Genomic DNA, 19199 nt, shown 5'->3' on the forward strand with positions numbered 1-19199 from the left:
ACGGAAGCCATCTCCATCATCAAACGGGAGTAGCTTTCATGAACAAGTTCACTGTTATTTTAGCCGCTGTTGCAGTTGCATCGTCCGTTGGAGCCGCCGAGGCAGGTTGTGGGTGCGGAGGTTCGGGCGGCTGGGGAGGCAATTCGGGCAGCCTGATCAATGTTTCGCCATCCATCGACCTGGCAAGATCACCGCGCTGAACGACGTGCTCAGCGGCAACAACATCCTGAGCGGCAATGTCGTCTCAGGCATTCTGAACGGCAACAAGACCAACATCGTCGGTGGCGTTCTGAGCGGGCTCGGCGTCAACCTGCTGGGCGGCAACAGCTACAGGCTGGGCAAGCGCCACTAGTTCGGCGCTGCATTCCAATCATCGAAGACAACCCAAAATAGCCCGTTCCGGTTCGCCGGGCGGGCTATTTTCGCGTGTCGGGCCGATCAAGCGAGGATGTTGACCGCGCGTGCCGCGACCAGCGCGATTGTCAGCAGCGAGATCATGGCCTCGGCCATCATCAGCAGCTTGGCGCGCTGGGAGAGTGGCAAGGTATCGGTGGGCGAAAATGCGGTCGCATTGGTGAAGGCGAGGAAGAAATAATCGACGAAGCCGGGCAGCCAGTCTCGAAGCTCACGGTCGTTCAACGTCATCTGCGCGAACAGGAAATCGGCCTGTGCGAGCTTGACGAGGCCGCAGGTCGGCGGACCGCCGCGGTCGGTGCTCCAGAACCACAAGGCAAACACGATGACGTTGGTAACCCAGATGTTGAGTGCGTCGGTCAGCAGCGTCGTACCGCTGTTGCCGGCATGGCCCTCCAGCAAGGCACGCACCAGCAGGACCAGCGAACCGCAATTCATGATGCTGATGATGGCGGTCATGGTCAGGGCTGTTCTGCGGATCATGACCCGAAACTGGCCGATCGCATGCCACTCGTGGTCCTCGACCGCCTTTCGGGTAGCGGCCTGTGTCCAGGCGGTGGCCACCGACAAGGGCAGCAGCAGGGCCGCCTCCAGCGCGGGCGCCACCCAGCGCGGCCCGAATGAGAGATTGTTGATGACCAGAAGCTGCAGGCAGATGATGACGAGAACGGCCGCACGGGCCATCCAGAAATCGAGCGCACGGTAATGAATGACGGCATGGTGGTGGCGCATTTTTCAAATCCTGGATGCTTTTTTGGGGACGGGAGCCGGTCAGGCGTAGGCGACACCTGCCGCGATCACGCCCAAGGCGCCATGCCCGGCATGTTCAGGGTGCTGCGGGATGGCGTGTTCCATTGTTGTCTTGCTGGCATGTGATGACGGGAGAGGCGGCATGGTGGCGCGAAACTCTGCCTCAATCTTGGTTTTGCCATGGTCGGCCAAGTATACATTTTCGTAAGCTTCAAGTTCTGGGCTGTTCGTAAAACCGTCCGGTGTGATTTATCCACCGCATGACGCGAATCGACGAACCCATGAACGGTTGGCTGCCGGTCGGCAGTTCTGTTCCAGGCGACTGGCGGCAGTCGTCGATCTGGCCGGGTCTGATGCGCTATCCAGAAGCCGGCCTGGCGCTTTTATGCCTGACGCAGATCCTGTGCTGGACCGTGGTTCCGGCGCTTGTCGATGCCGCCCCGCCCGGCGATGTCGTCGAGAGCTTCATGTGGGGCCGCGAATGGGTGCTTTTGACCTACAAGCATCCGCAGCTCCCCGGCTGGCTGCTCGAGATCAGCCATCTTCTGACCGGATCGTTCCGCTGGCCGCAATATCTGCTCGCCCAGCTTGTCGTCTCGGCGACCTTCGTCTTCGTCTACCTGCTGGCCCGCGACATGCTCGGGAGAACCCGCGCGCTGGCCGCCGTGCTTTTGATGCCGTCATTGTATTTCTTCGGCTGGCCGACACCGCAGTTCAATCATGATTACGCGCAGATGCCCTTCTGGGCCGCAATCTGCTGGCTGCTGTGGCGTGCGGGCCGTGGCGGTGGGCCGGGCTGGTGGCTGCCGCTCGGACTGGTGTCGGGCGTCGGGCTCTATGCCAAGTTTTCCACCGGGTTGCTGTTGCTCTTCGGGGCGATCTGGCTGTTGTCGGACACACGGGCACGCAACCGGCTCGCCACGCCCTGGCCCTGGCTTGGGCTCGCGGTTTTCCTCGCCGTCGCCGCGCCGCTGGCCGTCCAGCTCTACCGCATCGATTTCCTGCCGCTGACCTATGTCGCCGGCCGCGATGAATGGGTGTTGGTCCACCGCGCCCGCCTTTACTATATCGGTGTCCAAATGGCGGGGCTCTGCGGCTTATTGCTGGTGCTGTCGATATCGGGGCTGTTGCGGCGTTCGCCCGCGCCGGAACAGCCCATCGAGAGCGGCGCGCTGGCCTATCTCGTGTGGATGGGGCTTGGTCCGGCGGTGCTTGTCATGGTGGCTTCGCTGTTCACCGGCGCCGGCGAGGCGTGGGGCGCGCCGATGTACAATCTGGTCGGCGTTGTGGCGCTCGCCTTGCTGGGTCATCGGCTCGGCGCCGTCGAACTGCGACGGCTGGCGATCTGCGCGTTCGCCTGCATCCTCGGCATGTCCGGTGCCTATGCGGGCATCCGCTGGACGAGTTGCAATTTGCGCGGGCGCATGGATGCCGTCTGCTGGCCAGCGCGGCAGATTTCGGACGAAGCCGAGGCGGTCTGGCACGCGGCGGTGCCCGGTCGGCTCGACATCGTCGGCGGCGATACCCGCATCGCGTTGCTGGCGGGCCTCAACGCCTATGACAAGCCGTCGATCTTCACCGACCTCGACATGCGGCTCGCCCCCTGGATCACCAGCCAGCGGCTGCGCGATCACGGCATGCTCCTGGTCTGGCCCGGGAGCGGCGTGCCACCTCGGCTGCTGGCGTGGCTGGGCAACATCCCCGTCAAGACCGTTCTTTTCGACTGGTCGCTCAGGGCACCACCGGTGGCGATCAGCTTTGCCGCCATTCCGCCTGGCATGAAGCTACCGGGTTTGATCGACAGGCTCGCCCAAACGAGCAACTGAAGTAGATCCACCGCGTCCGCTGGACGAAGCAGGTGACAATGCCCATTTATGGCGAGACCACTTGCTTTTACGCAATTCCAGACGGAAAACCGCTACACACTTTTCCTGGAATTGCTTTTGAGGAGACGTGACATGGCGACTTCGACCGAACGTGCAGTCCTTGCCGGCGGCTGTTTCTGGGGCATGCAGGATTTGATACGGCGCTATCCCGGCGTCATCTCCACCCGTGTCGGCTACAGCGGCGGCGACGTGCTCAACGCCACCTACCGCAACCACGGCACCCACGCAGAAGCCATCGAGATCAATTTCGATCCGGCCATCATAAGCTTTCGCACGCTGCTGGAACGCTTTTTCCAGATCCACGATCCGACGACCCGCAACCGCCAGGGCAACGATGTCGGGACGAGTTATCGCTCGGCGATCTATTACACCAGCGACGAACAGAAGCGCGTCGCCGAGGACACCATCGCCGATGTCGATGCCTCGGGCCTGTGGCCGGGCAAGGTCGTCACCGAAGTCGCACCCGTTGGTCCATTCTGGGAAGCCGAGCCCGAGCATCAGGACTATCTGGAGAAATATCCCGACGGATACACCTGCCACTTCGTCAGGCCAGGCTGGAAGCTGCCGGTTCGCGAGACGGCGGTTTCGTAGATTTGCAACTGCGATTTGCCCTGCATTGCTGCTCGACGGTGTCGTCGAGCAGATCATCGCATCCAAACCCCTTTCGGTCAGCGCGGCTTGTCGCGTCGGTGAAGCCATCGAGCTTTCACCAATGTGCGAAAGCGCCCTTCGAACACCTTCGTCAACGGCGAATGCGGATGCGGTAGGCAAACACGGTCAGGCGGTTGACAGCCTGCCGTATCGCGGTCCAACTGCGCAGGAAGAGTTGATTTCGGGAGACGGGCCGTGAAAAAAGTTTACGAAAAGCCAGTGTTTGTAAAACGCGAGCGTCTTTCGGTTGTCACTGCCTTGGCATCGCCTTCCACTCAGCCGACCTGACAAGCTCGCCCTGACCTGTCGGCCCGTTTGAGCCGCCGAAGATGAGGCCGATCGAATCGACCGATCACTCGGAGCCGATCACAGCCGTTTTTGTCCTCGATATCTCTAACTATACGGGGCCTCTGCTCGCCGGCTGGCTAGAGGCTGGAAATGCAATTGGCGCGATCATCGTGCCCGGGTTCCGGCGTCGTCCCACCGGTTTCAGCATTGGCAATTTCCGGCGAAGGCTTCAACGCAAGCTGCTGCTCAGGCGGTTTATCGGTAACACGCCTGTCAAGTTGATCGAATTTGGCCGCCCTTACGATTGGAATGCGCTTGGTCGGCAATTGTCTGACGTCCGCGCCGATGTGCTGGTCTGCTACACTTTGCCTGTCTTGATCCCTCAAGAGGTTCTTGGCCATTTTTCCAAAGGCGGGGTCAACCTCCACCCGGCGCTGCTCCCCGACTATCGAGGGCCCCACCCGATCCAGCGCTTGGCCGTGGACGGCCGGCATGCGGCTCATGGCGGCGTCACGCTCCACAAGATGTCCGCCGGTTTTGACGAGGGTGACATTCTCGGGCAGGTGCCGTTTTCCGAAGCTGACTGGACATCGAGAGAAGCCCTGGTCGACAGCACGGCAACCGCTATGCGGATTCTGGTGAGCGAGGCGGTGCCGACCTACTGCCGGGGGCTGTTGTCAGGAATGCCGCAACCGAAAGGCGATTTCGTCTGGGCGCGGCTTCAGCCCAGCCACCTGATAATCTCGCCGGCCATGTCGGTCGAGCATGTTGTACGGCTATGGCATGTGCTTGGCCTTCTGCCAGGCATCTATCTTGAAATCGGAACGCGCAAAGTCAGGCTGGGATTCCAGATCAGAAGGCTGGGGCCCTGCACAGGAAAGGCCCCGGTCAGGCGGTGGGGAACAGTGGAATTTGATCTCGCCAACGGTCGGGTCCTGTATTTTACCTACGGTAGAGTGCTCAAACGGCTGCTCAATTCGAAACACCTATTTTCGCGCCCGCCCGCCGGGAGACCCGCTCCAGAAATCCGGCTGTTCGGCAAAGCGCGTGCTGCGGACCAGAAAAACGGATGAAGTCGCTGGGCGATGCCCAGCGGCTTCATCCGTTTGCGACGTGGTTACTTGCCACAATGATTATCGTTTACCGTTGGCGCCGTCGCGTTACCATCGGCGTCCGGCTGCGCGCCTTGCGGGTTGGTCGGGCAATTCTGATCCGCGTTCGAATTCATGTCCCCTACCGTGCCAGTCGTGCTGTTGGTCGTGCCCGGGTCGACAGTGTCCGGCTCGATCGTATTCGGGGAAGCCGGCGTGTTCGGCTCAACCGTCACCGACTTGCCGCTGCCGCTTCCATTTGCGTTGTTGCTGCCGGCGCTTTGCGCCATGGCTGACGTGGCCAGACCAATGGTGAGAACCGAAGCTGCGAGGATTTTCATGAACATGGTTTGTCTCCATTTCTGTGAAGTCGTCGCTTATTTTCTACGAAAGTGATCGCGTTGCGACTGTGGGGACAACCGGTCGCGGCGGCGAAGGTTCCCGACAAAATTCCGCTCAGGCGCACCGTGACTGGCGCAATGCTTTTGGCGCAGTGCTCTGAAAAAACGGCTTTCCCTTGAACTCGAATGATGCTTTAAGGCGCACATCCACAGGGGTGCTCCGTACGGTCGGGGCTGAGACGGGGGCGGCAAGCCCACAGACCCTAGAAGCTGATCTGGGTAATACCAGCGGAGCGAGGCGGGCGATGTTTTCAGGCGCACAGATTTCCCTATACCCCATGACCGACGATTTCGTCGGTGTCATTCTTGGCGCGCTCGGTGCGCTCGATCCCTGGCGCGACAAGCTCAGGATCGAGACCGACGACATCTCGACCTTGCTGGTCGGGTCGCCCGAAGTGCTGTTTCCCGCCATGCGCGACCTCTTCGTGGCGGCGGCACGTAGCGGCAAACATTGCGTGTTGTCGGCCACCATCTCGCGCGGGTGCCCTGGCGAGCCGGATGATCCGATCTGCCGCTCCGATGCACTTGGCGGGCCTGTCGGGCCACTCGGCCCGCGCAAGGATGCGGCCATCGCGGCGGTGCGCAATGCTGCTGCCACCGGCCAGCCGGCGGCGGCGCAGTTCTCGCTCTATGTGATGGGCACCGACGACCACATGGACGAGATCTACGGCTGCATCGATTTTCTCAAGCAGTCCGGCGTCTATGAGCGTTCCAAGCATTTCTGCACGAAACTGCGCGGTGATGCCGGTGCGATCTTTTCGGCGCTGGACGAGGCCTTCTGCCGCTTCGGACCAGGCGCCGGCCACGTAACCCTCGACGTCACGGTCTCGGCCAACAGCCCGTCGGCTGTCTGAAGCTGCCGCCGCCTCCGCGCGGCCGTCAAAGGTTATCTCCCGTGGTCTCATCATCATTCGCTTCGCGCCCGATCGCGGGCCTTCTTGTCAAGGCAATGCCGGCCATGATCTCGGTCGGTTTGCTCCTAGTGGCGTGGGAGCTTTATGCCACCTATTCCGGCATCAGGCCGACGATACTGCCGGCGCCGTCGCGCGTTTTCGAGCAAGCGCTGCTCAATCGCCAGGCGCTGGCCGACAACGCCATTCCGACCATCGGCGCCACGCTGCTCGGCTTTGCCTGTTCGCTCAGCGCCGCCTTCGTGCTGTCGATGCTGGTCGACTTCTTCCAGCCGCTGCGGCGTGCGCTGTTTCCCGTCTTAATCGTCAGCCAGACCTTGCCGCTGGTGGCCATCGCGCCGCTGGTGGTGCTGTGGTTCGGCTTCGGGCTGGCGCCCAAGATCATGCTGGTGGCGCTGGTTACCTTCTTTCCGATGCTGGTTGCATTGGTCGAGGGTTATGAGTCGACCGAGGCCGAGATCGGGCAAATGCTGCGCGCCATGGGGGCAGGGCGCTGGCGCATCTTCGTGCTGGCACGGCTGCCTTCGGCGCTGCCCTATTTCTTCGCTGGCTTGAGGATCTCCATCACCTACGCCGTGGTCGGCGCGATCTTCGCCGAATATGCGGGGGCCGCGAAGGGGCTGGGCATCTACATGCTCAACGTCAAGAACAATTTCCGTCCTGACCTGGTTCTTGCCGCCGTCGGAGTGAGCGCTGCCCTGACCCTTGTCCTGTTCGGGTTGACTGTACTGCTGCAGCGCCTTGCGATGCCCTGGGAGCGGGCCGGCAAGGAAACCGCCGGGAAGGGAGCCTGGCGATGAGCCGGCTGGAACTGCGGTATGTGCGCAAGGCGTTCGGTGGGCTCGACGTGCTGGCCGATATTTCGCTTAGCGTCGGCGCTGGTGAATTCGTCTCGATCCTTGGACCCTCGGGCGCCGGCAAATCGACGCTCTTCCAGCTTCTGACCGGCGCCGAGCATGGCGAGGGCGAGATGTTGTTCGACGGCGCGCCGCTCGACGACCACGGCAGGCATTTCGCCTTCATGCCGCAGCGTGACGCGCTGATGCCGTGGCGGCGCATCCTCGACAACGCGACGCTCGGGCTCGAAGTCCAAGGCATGAGGAGACAGGCGGCGCGGGTGCGCGTTGCGCCGTTGTTTGCCGAATTCGGGCTTGCCGGCTTCGAGCGGCATTTTCCAGCGCAACTGTCCGGCGGTATGCGCCAGCGCGCGGCCTTGCTGCGCACGGTGGTGCAGCAACGCGACATGCTTTTGCTCGACGAGCCGTTCGGCGCGCTCGACGCGCTGACCCGCACGGCCATGCAGCGCTGGCTGGAACAGATGTGGCGGCATCATCGCTGGACGGCGCTCCTGATCACCCATGACGTGCGCGAAGCCGTGTTCCTGTCCGACCGCATCTATGTGCTGTCGGCGCGCCCGGCCCGCATCGTGCGTGAAATCAAGGTGCCGCTGCCGCGCCCGCGCAGCCTTGGCGGCGATGCCGCGCGCCAGGCAAGTGCGCTCGAGGCCGAGATTCTCGACATCATCCTCAACGCCACCCCATCCAAAGGACACGATCATGATTGACTTGACGCGCCGGCAGGCCTTGTTGCTGACCCTTGCCACAGGCCTTCCGCTCATTGCCGGATCGGGGCGAGCCCAAGCACAATCGGCACAAAAGGTCACCGTTGCCCTCGACTGGACGGTCAACACCAACCACATCGGACTGTTCGTCGCCCGCGACAAGGGCTTCTATCGCGAGGCCGGGCTCGAGGTCGACATCCTGCCTTACAGCGATACCGGTGCGGGCACGCTGGTTGCAAATCGCGTCGCCGATTTCGGCATCAACGGCACCATCAGCCTGTTCACCCAGAGAACCGCCGGAGCGGACCTGAAGGGCGTCTATGCGGTGGTGCAATCGGAAACCGGCCGCGTGGTCTTCAATGCGGCCCGCAGCGAGATAGTAAGCCCGAGAAACCTCGACGGCCTGACCTATGGCGGCTTCGGCAGCGCCTGGGAAAACGCCCTGATATCGACCATCATCCGCCATGATGGCGGCAAGGGCAATTTCGAGACGGTGACGCTCGGCACCTCAGCCTATGAGGCGCTGGCCAATGGTTCGGTCGATTTCACGCTCGAAGTCTCGACCTGGGAGGGTGTCGACGCCGAGCTCAAGGGCGTCAAACAACGCAGCTTCGTCTATGCCGATTACGGCGTGCCTGACGAGCACACGACACTGATCTCTTCGAGCGAAGCCTATCTCCAGGCAAACTCCAAGCCTGCGGCCGCCTTTGTCCAGGCGACGCGGCGCGGCTACCAGTTCGCGGTCGATCACCCCGAAGATGCGGCAGCCCTGCTGATCGCGGCCAACAAGGATGCGTTGACCAATCCGGCGCTGATCCACGCCTCGCTGAAGGCGCTGATCGACGGCCATTATCTGCGCAGCCAAAGCGGCGCCATCGGGACGATGGATCCAGCCAAGATGGAAGCGATCGGCGGCTATCTCTTCGCGTCCGGCATTTTGCGTGATGCCGACGGCAAGCTGGTTGCTCAACGCCCGGATTTCGGGAGCTATTTCCGCAACGACTATCTGAGCTAGTCTGGCAAAACCAAATGAAATGGGTCGCCAGTCTATTTCTGGACGACCGCGTGGAGCAGGGTCGTCTGGATGTGGCACCCTGGCTCCCCGACAGCCAGTTTAAACACCGATCTGATCTTGTTGATTAACTGCCCGGCAATGGTTGCGTGCAAAGGTCGCCTCGAGGGATCATCGGGGTGTTTGCATTGCTCATATCAAAAAGCGAGGCGCTTTCGCACGTCAGTGACGGCAGGATTTTGTCCGCAGCCCGAAAGCGCGAAATCCTGGTGGATTTGCGCGAAGGTTTCTTTCGGATCTGCGCGCTGGCCTTCGCGGGCATGTTCGTCTACCGCGGCGTATATCACCTGATGCTCGACCCGACCCGCATCAATGTGGCGCTGGTGGCAATTTCCGAGATCCTGACCTTTACCTGGCTGCTTCTGTCGCGGCGACCGCAGGTACGCGACTGGAACCCGCTGACGGTGGTTGTTTCGGTGGTCGCCAGCTTCGGTGTCGGCTTCATCGACCTGCAACCGGGCGTGGCCATCATCCCGGTCTATGCCGCTGCGCCGCTGCAAGTCCTGGCGTTGGGGTTCGTGATCTGGGGGAAGATATCGCTAGGGCGTTCTTTCGCCATTCTGCCAGGCAATCGCGGCGTGATGACCGACGGTGCCTACCGCCTGGTGCGGCACCCGATCTATGCCGGATACCTTGCCGGTCATGTCCTGTTCCTGCTGTCGGCCTTTTCCTTCTACAATCTTGCTGTCTACGCCGCGATCACCTTCTTCCAGGTTCATCGCATCCTGCGCGAAGAGGCGCTGTTAGCCGCCACGCCGGAATACCGGGACTATATGAAGCGCGCCCACTACAGGCTGTTCTACGGGATCGTCTGACAAGCGGGCCGGCGCAGAATCGTTCGGCCTGCAATCACGCTTGCACTCTCTCACTCCCGCATCCGGCCGCCGATAGACTCTGGCCACTTGCAATCATCGCGGCGGTCTTGCTGATCTTGCGAGAGGCCTATCCATGTCCAGCGCGGTGTGCGGCATGGAGCAGAGTAACGTCCGATCGCCAATGCCTTACGAATTGTTCGTGTAAAGAACAATTATTCAAACTTTAATATCATTTTGTTTCAGAAATTTTGTTGATGTACACCACGCCTCAGGTTCAGTATTCTCTCTCTGAAACTGAAATTCACCACCTCGCGTAGTTGATCTTGCAATCGGCCTCTCGCCAATTGCTTTAGCGCAACGACAACAGGAGAGTGTTATGGCTCACACCATCAAGACAGTCGCCAATATGTTGGCGGGTAGTGCGGTAATTTTAGCTCTTTCCCTGCCCGCCAATGCTGCGGGAATCGGCCTTGGCGTTGGTGCCTCGGTGGGTGGTAGCGGCGGCGTCAATGCCGGTGTCGGGGCTTCCGTTGGCGGCAGTGGCGGCATCAGTGCCGGAGTGGGCGCCTCGGTCGGCGGCAGCGGTGGTGTAAATGCCGGTGCCGGTGCCAATGTTGGCGGCTCGAGCGGTGTCAATGCTGGTCTCGGCGCTTCGGTCGGCGGCAGCAACGGCATCAATGCCGGCGCGGGCGCCAACATCGGAGGGTCTGGCGGCATTACGGCCGGCCTTGGCGCCAATGTAGGCGGGACGAGCGGCGTCGGCGTGGGTATTGGTGGCGGCATCAATCCAGGCAATCCGTCGAACCCGAGCAATCCGTCCAATCCGTCAAACCCCAGCAGGCCGAGCCTGCCGGGTGTCGTGGCCCAGATGTCGGATAGCAACGTGGCGCGAATGAAGAAGCGCTGCGTCGACGTGCTCAGCAGCGAAGGCGCCTACGACCGCGATCTACGGCAACTCTGCCTCCTGATCGCTCGTCGCTGATACTGGAGGGGCCGGGGATTGGAAGTGCCGAATCAGCCGTGAGGCTCGACCGCACTCTCCTGGCCTCCGGCCGGTAGGAAAGCCCGCCACGCTGGCGGGCTTTCTGCGTCCACAGGCGTGCCGGAATCAAATTCTGGTTGCCATCATCTGGATGGCCGCTTCTGTTGCCGGCAGACCTCTTCCGCACGCGATGCCCGCCACAATCGCGCGGAACGGTAGAGCCTTTGGAGCGCTCGTCTTTGAACATCGCTATGAGTCTTGGAACCATACCGATCATCATTGCGCTGCTTGGCGGCCTCAGCGGCCTCGGTGGCGGTCCGTTCTACGGCACCGGCTACTATGGCGGCGGCGGCCTTGGGCTCGTGCTGCTCATCGCCATCGTGCTTGTCGTGCTCGGGCGTATCTAGCCGGGTTATCGCAACTGATCGCAATCTCGTGAGCGCCCCCAATATCGGCGTGCACCGGATTGTGATGCAGGCAAGCCGGCTTGTGATCCTGCACTCTGCAAAACTTTCGTATGGTCATTGCGGTCCACACCCCCCCGTGGAAACAAGAGGAGAGGGTCCCACCCCTTGTCCTCCTCCAAGGCCCGCTCCGGTTCACCGTAGCGGGCTTTTGCTTGCTGGCGAGGGGAAACCGGCTCGCATCAAACCCTATGGGCAAGGCATCCAGAAGCTGACGCCAGTCGACTATTCCATGTCAGGTACGTCGCCGCTGACGAAGAGCGTGTTCGGCGGGCCGTATTCGCCCAGCGTCGGATCGGCCTCGCGGCTCCAGGCGATGACGCCGGCATGCTTTGCCGCTAGAGCCCTGGCGGTGCGTATGGCGCGGTCTTCGCTCTGCTGGTCGGCGGGTCCAAAGGCTGGGAACAACTCGCCATCCTCACCGCGATCGAACGCGACCACGACGATCAGCCTGGGATTTTTCTGGCCACTGGAATCGGACATCTTGCACCTTTGTCGCGGAACCTATCACATTGCGCGGGGTTGAAGGCCGCGAATCGATGAATGCCGACTTTGGGGAGTGGCATCGTGCAAGATCAGCGTTTCGATGAGCCGGTCAGGATTGCGCTCGGCCGATCGCGAAACTCGATCTTCAACGTGGAGCGGGTCGCTCAGGCTGCCGACATCCTGCTGAACCGCTGGCCGGTTGCAACCGGGCAAAAGCATATGGTTGCCCGTAAGGTCTGTCTGGCCGTGCTAGAGGGAAAGAAAGAAGTCTCGGCGGCAAGGGCGGCGTTCATCAACGCCGCTATCGAGGCGGACATTCTCGTTGAGCCGCGTGAGGTGTCGATCCCGTAGCCTGCCCGGTGAAATTGAATCAAGGATCGGCTCTATCCTCTTGGTTGATCTCGGTCTTTCACCGGCTTTTCCGGGCCATGGCAACCGGCCAGTTCGGCGCGCTCTGCGGACAATCCGAAATTCGGGGTTCATTGGGCCTGTTTCCGGCATCTGTTGACACGGCATTTCTATCCAGATATTGAACAGGACTATACAGGTTCACTGAACAGGTACCTATATGAAGCGGCGCGCGGTTCAACTGTCTCCCGGTACGGGCAAACCCGAGCAGATCGCCACCGTTCTCGAACATGAAATCCGCTCCGGTGTTCTCGGCTTCGGCGACCGCCTGCAAAGCGAGAATGAACTTGTCCAGCGCTTCTCCGTCAGTCGCAATACGGTCCGCAAGGGCCTCGAAGAACTGTCCAGCCGCGGGCTGATCACGACCAGGGTTGGTATTGGCTCGTTCGTCACCTTCGACGGCAAGCCGGTCGATGACTCCATCGGTTGGTCGCGCGCGCTGGCCGATGCCGGCGCCAATGCCGAGACGCGGACGCTGCGGCTGGAGGTCATCGAAGACCCCGATCTGGCTGCGCTGCTTGGTATCGAAAGCCCGTTCTTCATTGCCGTTGACCGGGTGCGCACCAACGCCAGCGACGGCCATGCGATCTCCATCGAGCGCAGCCGGCTGCCATTGTCCTCCGAGCTTGAGGACGTACCGTTGCGCGGACTGCGCGAGGGCTCGCTGCACCAGACGCTGCGCGCCGCCGGCCTCATTCCCGGCCATGGCGAGGAATGGGTCGAGATCGAGATGCTCAATGCCGAGGATGCGGCCATCCTCGGTTGCCCACAAGGCACGCCCTTCCTGCGCGGCCGCCGGCTGACGCGTGCGGCTGACGATCGGCCGATCGAGTATGTCACCAGCCTGCTCAACCCGGCACATTTTGCGCTGCATATGAGGTTCTGAGCGATGTCGGATGCAACCAGCAAGGCCATCGATCGCGCCATGGGCGCGCTTGTCGGCGGAGCGCTGGGAGATGCGCTCGGCATGCCGACGCAGCTTTTGTCGCCGGTTCGCATTGCCGAACTCCACGGCCATGTCGAGGATTTCATCGAGCCTTTCGCCGATCATCCGGTGTCGAAGGGACTGGCTGCCGGCACCATCACCGACGACACCGAACAGGCGCTGCTGCTCGGCCGCATCCTGGTCGAATCCGGCGACCGTTTCGACCACGCGCGCTGGGTCAATGCGCTGCTCGACTGGGAGCGCGAGGTCAAGGCGCGCGGCAGCTATGATCTCTTGGGGCCGTCGACCAAACGGGCCATCGACGCCATCAACAATGGCGTACCGGCCGAGGAAGCGGGACGCAGCGGCGACACCAATGGCGCGGCCATGCGCATCGGGCCTGTCGGCATCATGATGCCGCTCGAACCATTGGAGGCGTTCGTCGCCAAGGTGGCGGAGACCTGCCGGGCGACGCACAACACCTCGATCGCAATCGCTTCCGCTGCTGCCGTTGCCGCTGCCGTCAGCCGCGGCATCGCCGGCGGTGGCTGGCGCGATGCTTCCGCCAGCGCCGTCGCGGCGGCGAGGCGAGGGGCGACGCTTGGTCATTGGGTCACCGGCGGCGACATCGCCGCGCGTATCGTCTGGGCGCAGGACATCGTGCGCGGCAAGGCGATCAGGGATGCCATTCGGCTGATCACCGATCTGGTGGGTACCGGCGTCGCCAGCCAGGAATCCGTCCCGGCGGCCTTCGCCGTGCTGGAAGTCGCCCGTGGCGACCCATGGCAAGCAGCTATCATCAGCGCCAATATCGGCGGCGACACCGATACGATCGGCGCCATCGCCGCCGGCATGGCCGGCGCCTGCAGCGGTTTTTCCCGATTGCCGCAACAGCATATCGCCCGGCTTGTCGGCCTCGACATGTCAGAGGTTCGCGCGCTTGCCGCCGACCTCGTGGCAGCAAGGGTGGCGAAAATCGGTTCCGGCAAGGACGCGGCGGAATGAGCGGCCGTCTCGTCCATGTCGGCAGTGCCGTGGTCGACTATGTCTACCGCATCGACGCCCTGCCGGCGCCCGGCATGGAAAAGACGGCGTCGAGCTTCGCCCAGGTCGCCGGCGGCGGCTTCAACATGATGGTCGCGGCCAGCCGCACCGGCATGCAGGTGGTGTTCGGCGGCCAACTCGGCAGCGGACCCAATGGCGATTTCCTGCGTGCCGCTTTCGCCGCCGAGGGCATCGCGACGCTGACGCCGCCATCGCCATTGACGGACAGCGGCAACTGCGTCGCCATGATTTCGAGCGACGCCGAACGCACCTTCGTGTCGTGGCCAGGGGCGGAGAGCGTGCTCAGCCGCGACCTGATGGCGCCGGTCGCGGTGGCGCCGGGAGACTGGGTGTTCACCTCCGGCTACACGCTAAGCTATCCCAAGAGCCGCGATGCGCTCACCGATTGGATCGAGGCACTTCCGGCAGATATTCCCTTCGTCTTCGATCCGACGCCGGTCATCTCGGACATTCCGCGTCCCATCCTGTCGCGGGTGCTTGCCCGCACCACATGGCTGAGCTGTAACACGACGGAAGCCGCCGAGATTGCCGGCCCAGGCGATGTCGAGGGACTCGCGGCACGACTTCTCGCCGACCACTGCCCCAAGGCTGCTGGCGTGATCATTCGCGCTGGCGCGAAGGGTTGCCATATCAGGCTGGCCGACGGCACAGCGCAGACCATTGCCGGCTTCAACGTCAGCGCCATCGACACCAATGGCGCCGGCGACACCCATATCGGCGGTTTCGTCAGCGCGCTGGCGCACGGCATCCCGCCCTTCGAGGCAGCGCGCTATGCCAATGCTGCAGCGGCCATTTCGGTCACCCGCCATGGCGGCTCGTCGGCGCCGACGAACCGCGAAATCCAGACATTCCTGAGCCATGCCGCCGACCCATCGGGAGCAGGCCGGACACAGAAGGCCAATGCATAACAGCTGGAAAGCCTGACAAGCCCGGGAAGCGGGCAAACCCACAGAGAGGAACCAACCATGCGCATGCCTGACTTGACTGCTCTGCTGACGGCGACCGCCGTCTTTACCTCCGCACTCACGTTCGCCGCCAAGGCCGACGAAGTGCATGTGCTCAACTGGAAGGGCTACGGCGCCGACGAGCCGTGGGCCGTCGAGGCTTTCGAAAAGGCGACCGGCAACAAGGTCGTCAACGATTTCTTCAATTCCGAACAGGAAATGCTGACCAAGATCCGGACCAATCCCGGCCTCTACGACGTCGTCATGATCAACGCCGCCTTCAACGACCAGGCGATGGACGGCAAGCTGATCCAGCCGATCGACGTTTCCAAGCTGCCGAACTACGCCGACATCAGCAAGGACAAGGCGGGATCGCCGATGCTCGTCCACGACGGCAAGGTCTATGGCGTGCCGTGGGTATGGGGCCTGACGGCGCTCGCCATCAACGAAAAATCCTTCGACAAGCCGCCGACGAGCATCGCCGAGATGTGGGATGCCGCGCACAAGGGCCGTGTCGTCATTCGCGACGACGCCGTTGAAGCGGTGCAGTTCGGCGCCATCGCCACTGGCCAGAACATCAACGACATCAAGGATATGGATGCGGTCAAGACGAAGCTGACCTCGCTGATGCCGCAGATCAAGACCTTCTGGAGCTCGGAGAACGACTGGAACCAGATGGTCGCCTCCAACCAGATCGACATCGGCACCTACTGGAGCGGCTCGGCCGATCGCGCCAAGACGCATTTCAAGCTGCCGGTCTCGCTGGTCGTGCCGCAGGAAGGCGCCGTCGCCTGGCTCGACGCGTTTTCCATTCCGGTCGGCGCCAAGAACGTCGCCGGCGCCGAGGCCTTCATCAACTACATGATCGACCCGAAATTCTACGTCGAATGGGTCACCAAGGTCGGTGCTCCCGTCTCCGCCAACACCAAGGCGGTGGAAGCGCTGCCCGAGGATGCCTTCAACCGCAAGGTCATGGGTGATCCCGAAGTGGCCAAGCGCATCCAGTTCCAGGCGCCGATCACCGACGCCCAGCGCGAAGCCTATCTGGCGCTCTGGCAGCAGCTTAAGGTCGACGTGAAGTAAGATCACAGCCAGGCCAGCCGGCGGTTCGCGTCGGCTGGTTCTTCCAATACTGGGAGGAGGGTACCATGGCAGCTGCGACAGCGTCGCGAAGCGGGCTGAGATCGGCATTGCCGCTGCTGGCGCCAGCCTATCTCTGGCTGACGGTGGCGATCTTCCTGCCGCTATCCGCTATGGTCTTCTTCTCGTTCATGACCGAGCTGCCGCTGTCGGGAAAGCCGTGGGCGTTCACGCTTGGCAACTATGCCGCCTTCTTCTCGCAAAGCCTCTATCTGACGCTGCTGCTGGCCTCGCTGCGGCTTGGCCTCGAAGTGACGCTGTGGTGCGTCGTCATCGGCTATCCCGCGGCTTACGTGCTCGCCAAGGTGCTGAAGGGGCGCAGCCGCGAGGCGATCTTCCTGCTCGTCATCCTGCCGTTCTGGTCGAACGGGCTGGTGCGCATCTTTTCCTGGGCGATGGTTTTGCGCGAGGGCGGCATTCTCGACACCGCGCTCAACGCGGTGCTGCCGTTCAAGATCAACATCGACCTGATGTATTCCTATCCAGCCGTCATCATCGGGCTGGTGCACTCCTATGTGCCCTACATGGTGCTGACCTGTTATCTGACGCTGCAGGCGATCGACGACTCGCTGATCGAGGCCGGGCGCTCGCTTGGCGCATCGCGGTTGCAGGTGCTGAAGCGGGTGATCATCCCGCTGTCGATGCCCGGATTGGTCGCGGGTGCGGCGCTGATCTTCGTGCCGGTCGTCGGCTCGTTCATGGAACCGCGCATCCTCGGCGGCCGCACCGGCACCTTCTACGGCACGGTCATCGAGGACCAGTTCGTCGCCGTGTTCAACTGGCCGCTCGGTGCAGCGCTCTCCTTCATCCTGCTGGCGGTGGTGCTGGTCATCCTGGCGGTGGCGTCGCCGGTGCTGCGGAGGGCCGCGTGATGGTGACGACCCGCATCCTCGAATGGCTCGGCCGTCTCTACATCTTTATGCTGCTCGCCTTTCTTTATCTGCCGATCATCATCATGGCGCTGATGTCGTTCAATGTCTCGCCCTTCTACCAACTGCCGTTCGAATGGACGACCGAATGGTACGCCTCGCTGTGGCAGAACGACCAGCTGATCGCGGCCACCTGGAACAGCGTCGAGATCGCGGTCATCACCACGATCATCTGCGTGGTGCTCGGCTCGGCTGCATCATTGGCGCTCTATCGCTACGAATTTCGCGGCAAGAAGTTCCTGCAGGCGATGCTGTTTCCGCCGATCGCCATACCGTGGCTGATCACCGGCACGGCGATGCTGATTTTCTTCTTCGGTGTCGGCATCGGCCGCGGCCTGCATGCGATCCTGCTCGGCCATGTCGCGCTGGCGCTGCCCTATGTCATCGTCGTCGTCTCGGCCCGGCTGCAGACCTTCGCGCCGGAGCTGGAAGAGGCGGCGCGCTCGCTCGGCGCCAACCAGTGGCAGGTGACGAGGCGCGTTACGCTGCCCTGGATCATGCCCGGCGTCATCGCCGGCGGGCTGTTTGCGTTTGCCGTTTCGTTCGATCAGTTCGTCGTGTCCTATTTCCTGGCGACGCCGGGCCAGACGACGCTGCCGGTCGAAATCTACGCCGCGATCCGCAAGGGTTTTACGCCCGAGATCAACGCGGTCTCGACCATCATCATTGTCGTGTCGATGGCGCTGATGCTGCTGACAGCGCGGTTCTTCAAATTCGGCGGAGAGAAATAATGGCCGGCGTGCAGGTATCTGATGTCTCGCGCAGTTTCGGCGCGCACAAGGCACTGGACGATGTCTCTATCGATTTCGCCGATGGCGGCTTCTATGCGCTGCTCGGGCCATCGGGCAGCGGCAAGACCACGCTGCTCAGGCAGATCGCGGGGTTCGATTTTCCCGATTCCGGCCGCATCACCATCGGCGGCGAAAGCGTTGAGCGGGTGCCGGTCGAAAAGCGGCGCATCGGCATGGTGTTTCAGAACTATGCGCTGTTTCCCAATATGAGCGTCGCCGACAATGTCGCCTTCGGCCTGTCGGTGCGCGGCGAGGCCAGGGCGATCATCGCTACCGAGGTGCAGCGCGCGCTCGATCTGGTGCAACTCGGCAAGCTCGGTGGGCGGCGGCCGCATCAGCTGTCGGGCGGCCAGCGCCAGCGCGTGGCGCTCGCCCGCGCCATCGTCACCAAGCCGCGCGTGCTGCTGCTCGACGAGCCGCTCGGCGCGCTCGACAAGGCGCTGCGCGTCGATATGCAGATCGAGCTCAAGCGCATCCAGCGCGAGATCGGCATCACCACCATTTTCGTTACCCATGACCAGGAAGAAGCGCTGACGATGAGCGACCGCATCGGCATATTGCGCGACGGCAGGCTGGTGCAGGAAGGACCACCGGAGGAGATCTACGACCGGCCGAAGAGCGAATTCGCCGCCACCTTCCTCGGCGACGCCAACATTTTTCGCGGCGATACGACGGGCGATGGCATCCGGCTGCCGGACGGCACGGCGATTGCCGCCGGCGCGGGTGCTCGCCTTGCTGCTGGTGCCAAGGCGAGTTGTGCGGTGCGGCCCGAACGCATCCGTATTGCTATTGATGGCGGGGCTTCGGATGGCAACGCCAACATGCTCAAGGGGCAGGTCTCCAAGCGCATTTTCGCCGGCAACAACAGCACATACTTTGTCGAGCACGCTGGTCAGACGTTGAAGGTCATCGTGCAGAACACCGGTGCCGAAAGACTGGCCGAGGGTCAGGAGGTAATGCTCAGTTGGTCGCCGAAAAGCACCGTGCTGATTGCGGCAAACTAGTCGACGCGGTTCGATAGCAGGGACTGTTGGCGTTCCTTCGCACCCCCCTCTGTCCTGCCGGACATCTCCCCCGCAAGGGGGGAGATTGGCGGTTTGAGCGTCACTGCCCTTTTTGCAACGTCGAAAATTTGCGAAAGCAGGTATGACGGCTAATCTCCCCCCTTGCGGGGGAGATGCCCGGCAGGGCAGAGGGGGGTGCTGTCCCTCCATCGGGCTAGATA

Annotated in this window: 24 protein-coding genes and 1 riboswitch; of the genes, 20 read left to right on the plus strand and 4 right to left on the minus strand. The window is 62.5% G+C overall.

Going from position 1 to position 19199, the window contains the following annotated elements:
• Positions 1-112 precede the first annotated feature (112 nt).
• A complete protein-coding gene (locus tag NKH06_RS04425; protein WP_352441209.1) occupies positions 113-352 on the plus strand; it encodes a hypothetical protein in 240 nt (79 codons plus the stop codon).
• A gap of 86 nt (positions 353-438) precedes the next feature.
• Here NKH06_RS04425 and NKH06_RS04430 read toward each other — a convergent pair whose 3' ends face one another.
• A complete protein-coding gene (locus tag NKH06_RS04430; RefSeq protein ID WP_352892351.1) occupies positions 439-1146 on the minus strand; it encodes a hypothetical protein in 708 nt (235 codons plus the stop codon).
• Between the two features lie 39 nt (positions 1147-1185).
• Positions 1186-1356 carry a hypothetical protein gene (locus NKH06_RS04435; protein ID WP_164762750.1) on the minus strand — a complete coding sequence of 57 codons (171 nt, stop codon included), beginning with the start codon at positions 1354-1356 and terminating at the stop codon, positions 1186-1188.
• Positions 1357-1445: 89 nt separating this feature from the next.
• On the opposite strand from NKH06_RS04435, the gene NKH06_RS04440 reads away from it, so the two are divergent.
• From NKH06_RS04440 to NKH06_RS04455, 4 genes are all read left to right on the plus strand, one after another.
• Positions 1446-2990, plus strand: coding sequence for a glycosyltransferase family 39 protein (locus NKH06_RS04440; protein WP_352441207.1), 1545 nt, complete (start codon positions 1446-1448; stop codon positions 2988-2990).
• Between the two features lie 132 nt (positions 2991-3122).
• Positions 3123-3641, plus strand: a complete 519-nt coding sequence (gene msrA, locus NKH06_RS04445; protein WP_023814070.1) for a peptide-methionine (S)-S-oxide reductase MsrA — start codon at positions 3123-3125, stop codon at positions 3639-3641.
• Between the two features lie 25 nt (positions 3642-3666).
• On the plus strand, positions 3667-3900 hold the full coding sequence (locus tag NKH06_RS04450; protein WP_155930624.1) for a hypothetical protein: 234 nt from the start codon (positions 3667-3669) through the stop codon (positions 3898-3900).
• 130 nt (positions 3901-4030) lie between these two features.
• Entirely contained in the window at positions 4031-5062 is a 1032-nt protein-coding gene (locus NKH06_RS04455; RefSeq protein ID WP_352441206.1) for a formyltransferase family protein, read from the plus strand.
• A gap of 44 nt (positions 5063-5106) precedes the next feature.
• Here NKH06_RS04455 and NKH06_RS04460 read toward each other — a convergent pair whose 3' ends face one another.
• Positions 5107-5427, minus strand: coding sequence for a RodZ family helix-turn-helix domain-containing protein (locus tag NKH06_RS04460; protein ID WP_023814068.1), 321 nt, complete (start codon positions 5425-5427; stop codon positions 5107-5109).
• 195 nt (positions 5428-5622) lie between these two features.
• A riboswitch (TPP riboswitch) is annotated at positions 5623-5736 on the plus strand.
• On the opposite strand from NKH06_RS04460, the gene NKH06_RS04465 reads away from it, so the two are divergent.
• From NKH06_RS04465 to NKH06_RS04495, 7 genes are all read left to right on the plus strand, one after another.
• Positions 5727-6335 carry a YkoF family thiamine/hydroxymethylpyrimidine-binding protein gene (locus NKH06_RS04465; protein WP_352441205.1) on the plus strand — a complete coding sequence of 203 codons (609 nt, stop codon included), beginning with the start codon at positions 5727-5729 and terminating at the stop codon, positions 6333-6335. It overlaps the preceding riboswitch by 10 nt.
• Positions 6336-6430: 95 nt before the next feature.
• The gene (locus NKH06_RS04470) at positions 6431-7192 is read left to right on the plus strand and encodes an ABC transporter permease (RefSeq protein WP_023814066.1); all 762 of its coding nucleotides are present in this window, start codon (positions 6431-6433) and stop codon (positions 7190-7192) included.
• Positions 7189-7956, plus strand: a complete 768-nt coding sequence (locus NKH06_RS04475; RefSeq protein ID WP_023814065.1) for an ABC transporter ATP-binding protein — start codon at positions 7189-7191, stop codon at positions 7954-7956. Before NKH06_RS04470 ends, NKH06_RS04475 begins: the two co-directional genes overlap by 4 nt.
• A complete protein-coding gene (locus NKH06_RS04480) occupies positions 7949-8968 on the plus strand; it encodes an ABC transporter substrate-binding protein (RefSeq protein ID WP_352441204.1) in 1020 nt (339 codons plus the stop codon). The genes NKH06_RS04475 and NKH06_RS04480 overlap by 8 nt, the downstream gene beginning before the upstream one ends.
• 236 nt (positions 8969-9204) lie before the next feature.
• Positions 9205-9840, plus strand: a complete 636-nt coding sequence (locus tag NKH06_RS04485) for a methyltransferase family protein (RefSeq protein WP_352758656.1) — start codon at positions 9205-9207, stop codon at positions 9838-9840.
• A gap of 376 nt (positions 9841-10216) precedes the next feature.
• Entirely contained in the window at positions 10217-10822 is a 606-nt protein-coding gene (locus tag NKH06_RS04490; RefSeq protein WP_031213861.1) for a hypothetical protein, read from the plus strand.
• Positions 10823-11073: 251 nt separating this feature from the next.
• Positions 11074-11229 carry a DUF3309 family protein gene (locus NKH06_RS04495; RefSeq protein ID WP_023814061.1) on the plus strand — a complete coding sequence of 52 codons (156 nt, stop codon included), beginning with the start codon at positions 11074-11076 and terminating at the stop codon, positions 11227-11229.
• A 282-nt stretch (positions 11230-11511) separates the two neighbouring features.
• On the opposite strand, the gene NKH06_RS04500 is transcribed toward NKH06_RS04495, so the two are convergent.
• Positions 11512-11769 (minus strand): hypothetical protein, encoded by a 258-nt coding sequence (locus NKH06_RS04500; protein ID WP_023814060.1) that lies wholly within the window; start codon positions 11767-11769, stop codon positions 11512-11514.
• 60 nt (positions 11770-11829) lie between these two features.
• Between NKH06_RS04500 and NKH06_RS04505 the strand changes: the two genes are divergently transcribed.
• The 8 genes from NKH06_RS04505 (at position 11830) to NKH06_RS04540 (ending at position 18978) form a co-directional block, all read left to right on the plus strand.
• The gene (locus NKH06_RS04505; protein WP_245482812.1) at positions 11830-12123 is read left to right on the plus strand and encodes a DUF982 domain-containing protein; all 294 of its coding nucleotides are present in this window, start codon (positions 11830-11832) and stop codon (positions 12121-12123) included.
• A 217-nt stretch (positions 12124-12340) separates the two neighbouring features.
• Positions 12341-13066 (plus strand): GntR family transcriptional regulator, encoded by a 726-nt coding sequence (locus tag NKH06_RS04510; RefSeq protein WP_352892354.1) that lies wholly within the window; start codon positions 12341-12343, stop codon positions 13064-13066.
• 3 nt (positions 13067-13069) lie between these two features.
• Entirely contained in the window at positions 13070-14110 is a 1041-nt protein-coding gene (locus tag NKH06_RS04515; RefSeq protein ID WP_023814057.1) for an ADP-ribosylglycohydrolase family protein, read from the plus strand.
• Positions 14107-15078, plus strand: coding sequence for a PfkB family carbohydrate kinase (locus NKH06_RS04520; RefSeq protein WP_128304630.1), 972 nt, complete (start codon positions 14107-14109; stop codon positions 15076-15078). Before NKH06_RS04515 ends, NKH06_RS04520 begins: the two co-directional genes overlap by 4 nt.
• Before the next feature lie 57 nt (positions 15079-15135).
• Positions 15136-16197, plus strand: a complete 1062-nt coding sequence (locus NKH06_RS04525; protein ID WP_128304631.1) for an ABC transporter substrate-binding protein — start codon at positions 15136-15138, stop codon at positions 16195-16197.
• 65 nt (positions 16198-16262) lie between these two features.
• Positions 16263-17126: an ABC transporter permease gene (locus NKH06_RS04530; RefSeq protein WP_127317861.1), complete on the plus strand. Its 864-nt coding sequence runs from the start codon at positions 16263-16265 to the stop codon at positions 17124-17126.
• Positions 17126-17914 (plus strand): ABC transporter permease, encoded by a 789-nt coding sequence (locus tag NKH06_RS04535; RefSeq protein WP_352630498.1) that lies wholly within the window; start codon positions 17126-17128, stop codon positions 17912-17914. Before NKH06_RS04530 ends, NKH06_RS04535 begins: the two co-directional genes overlap by 1 nt.
• Entirely contained in the window at positions 17914-18978 is a 1065-nt protein-coding gene (locus NKH06_RS04540) for an ABC transporter ATP-binding protein (protein WP_352630452.1), read from the plus strand. The genes NKH06_RS04535 and NKH06_RS04540 overlap by 1 nt, the downstream gene beginning before the upstream one ends.
• Positions 18979-19199 lie beyond the last annotated feature (221 nt).

The organism is Mesorhizobium sp. M1342 (genome assembly GCF_040317955.1).
Lineage (GTDB): Bacteria > Pseudomonadota > Alphaproteobacteria > Rhizobiales > Rhizobiaceae > Mesorhizobium.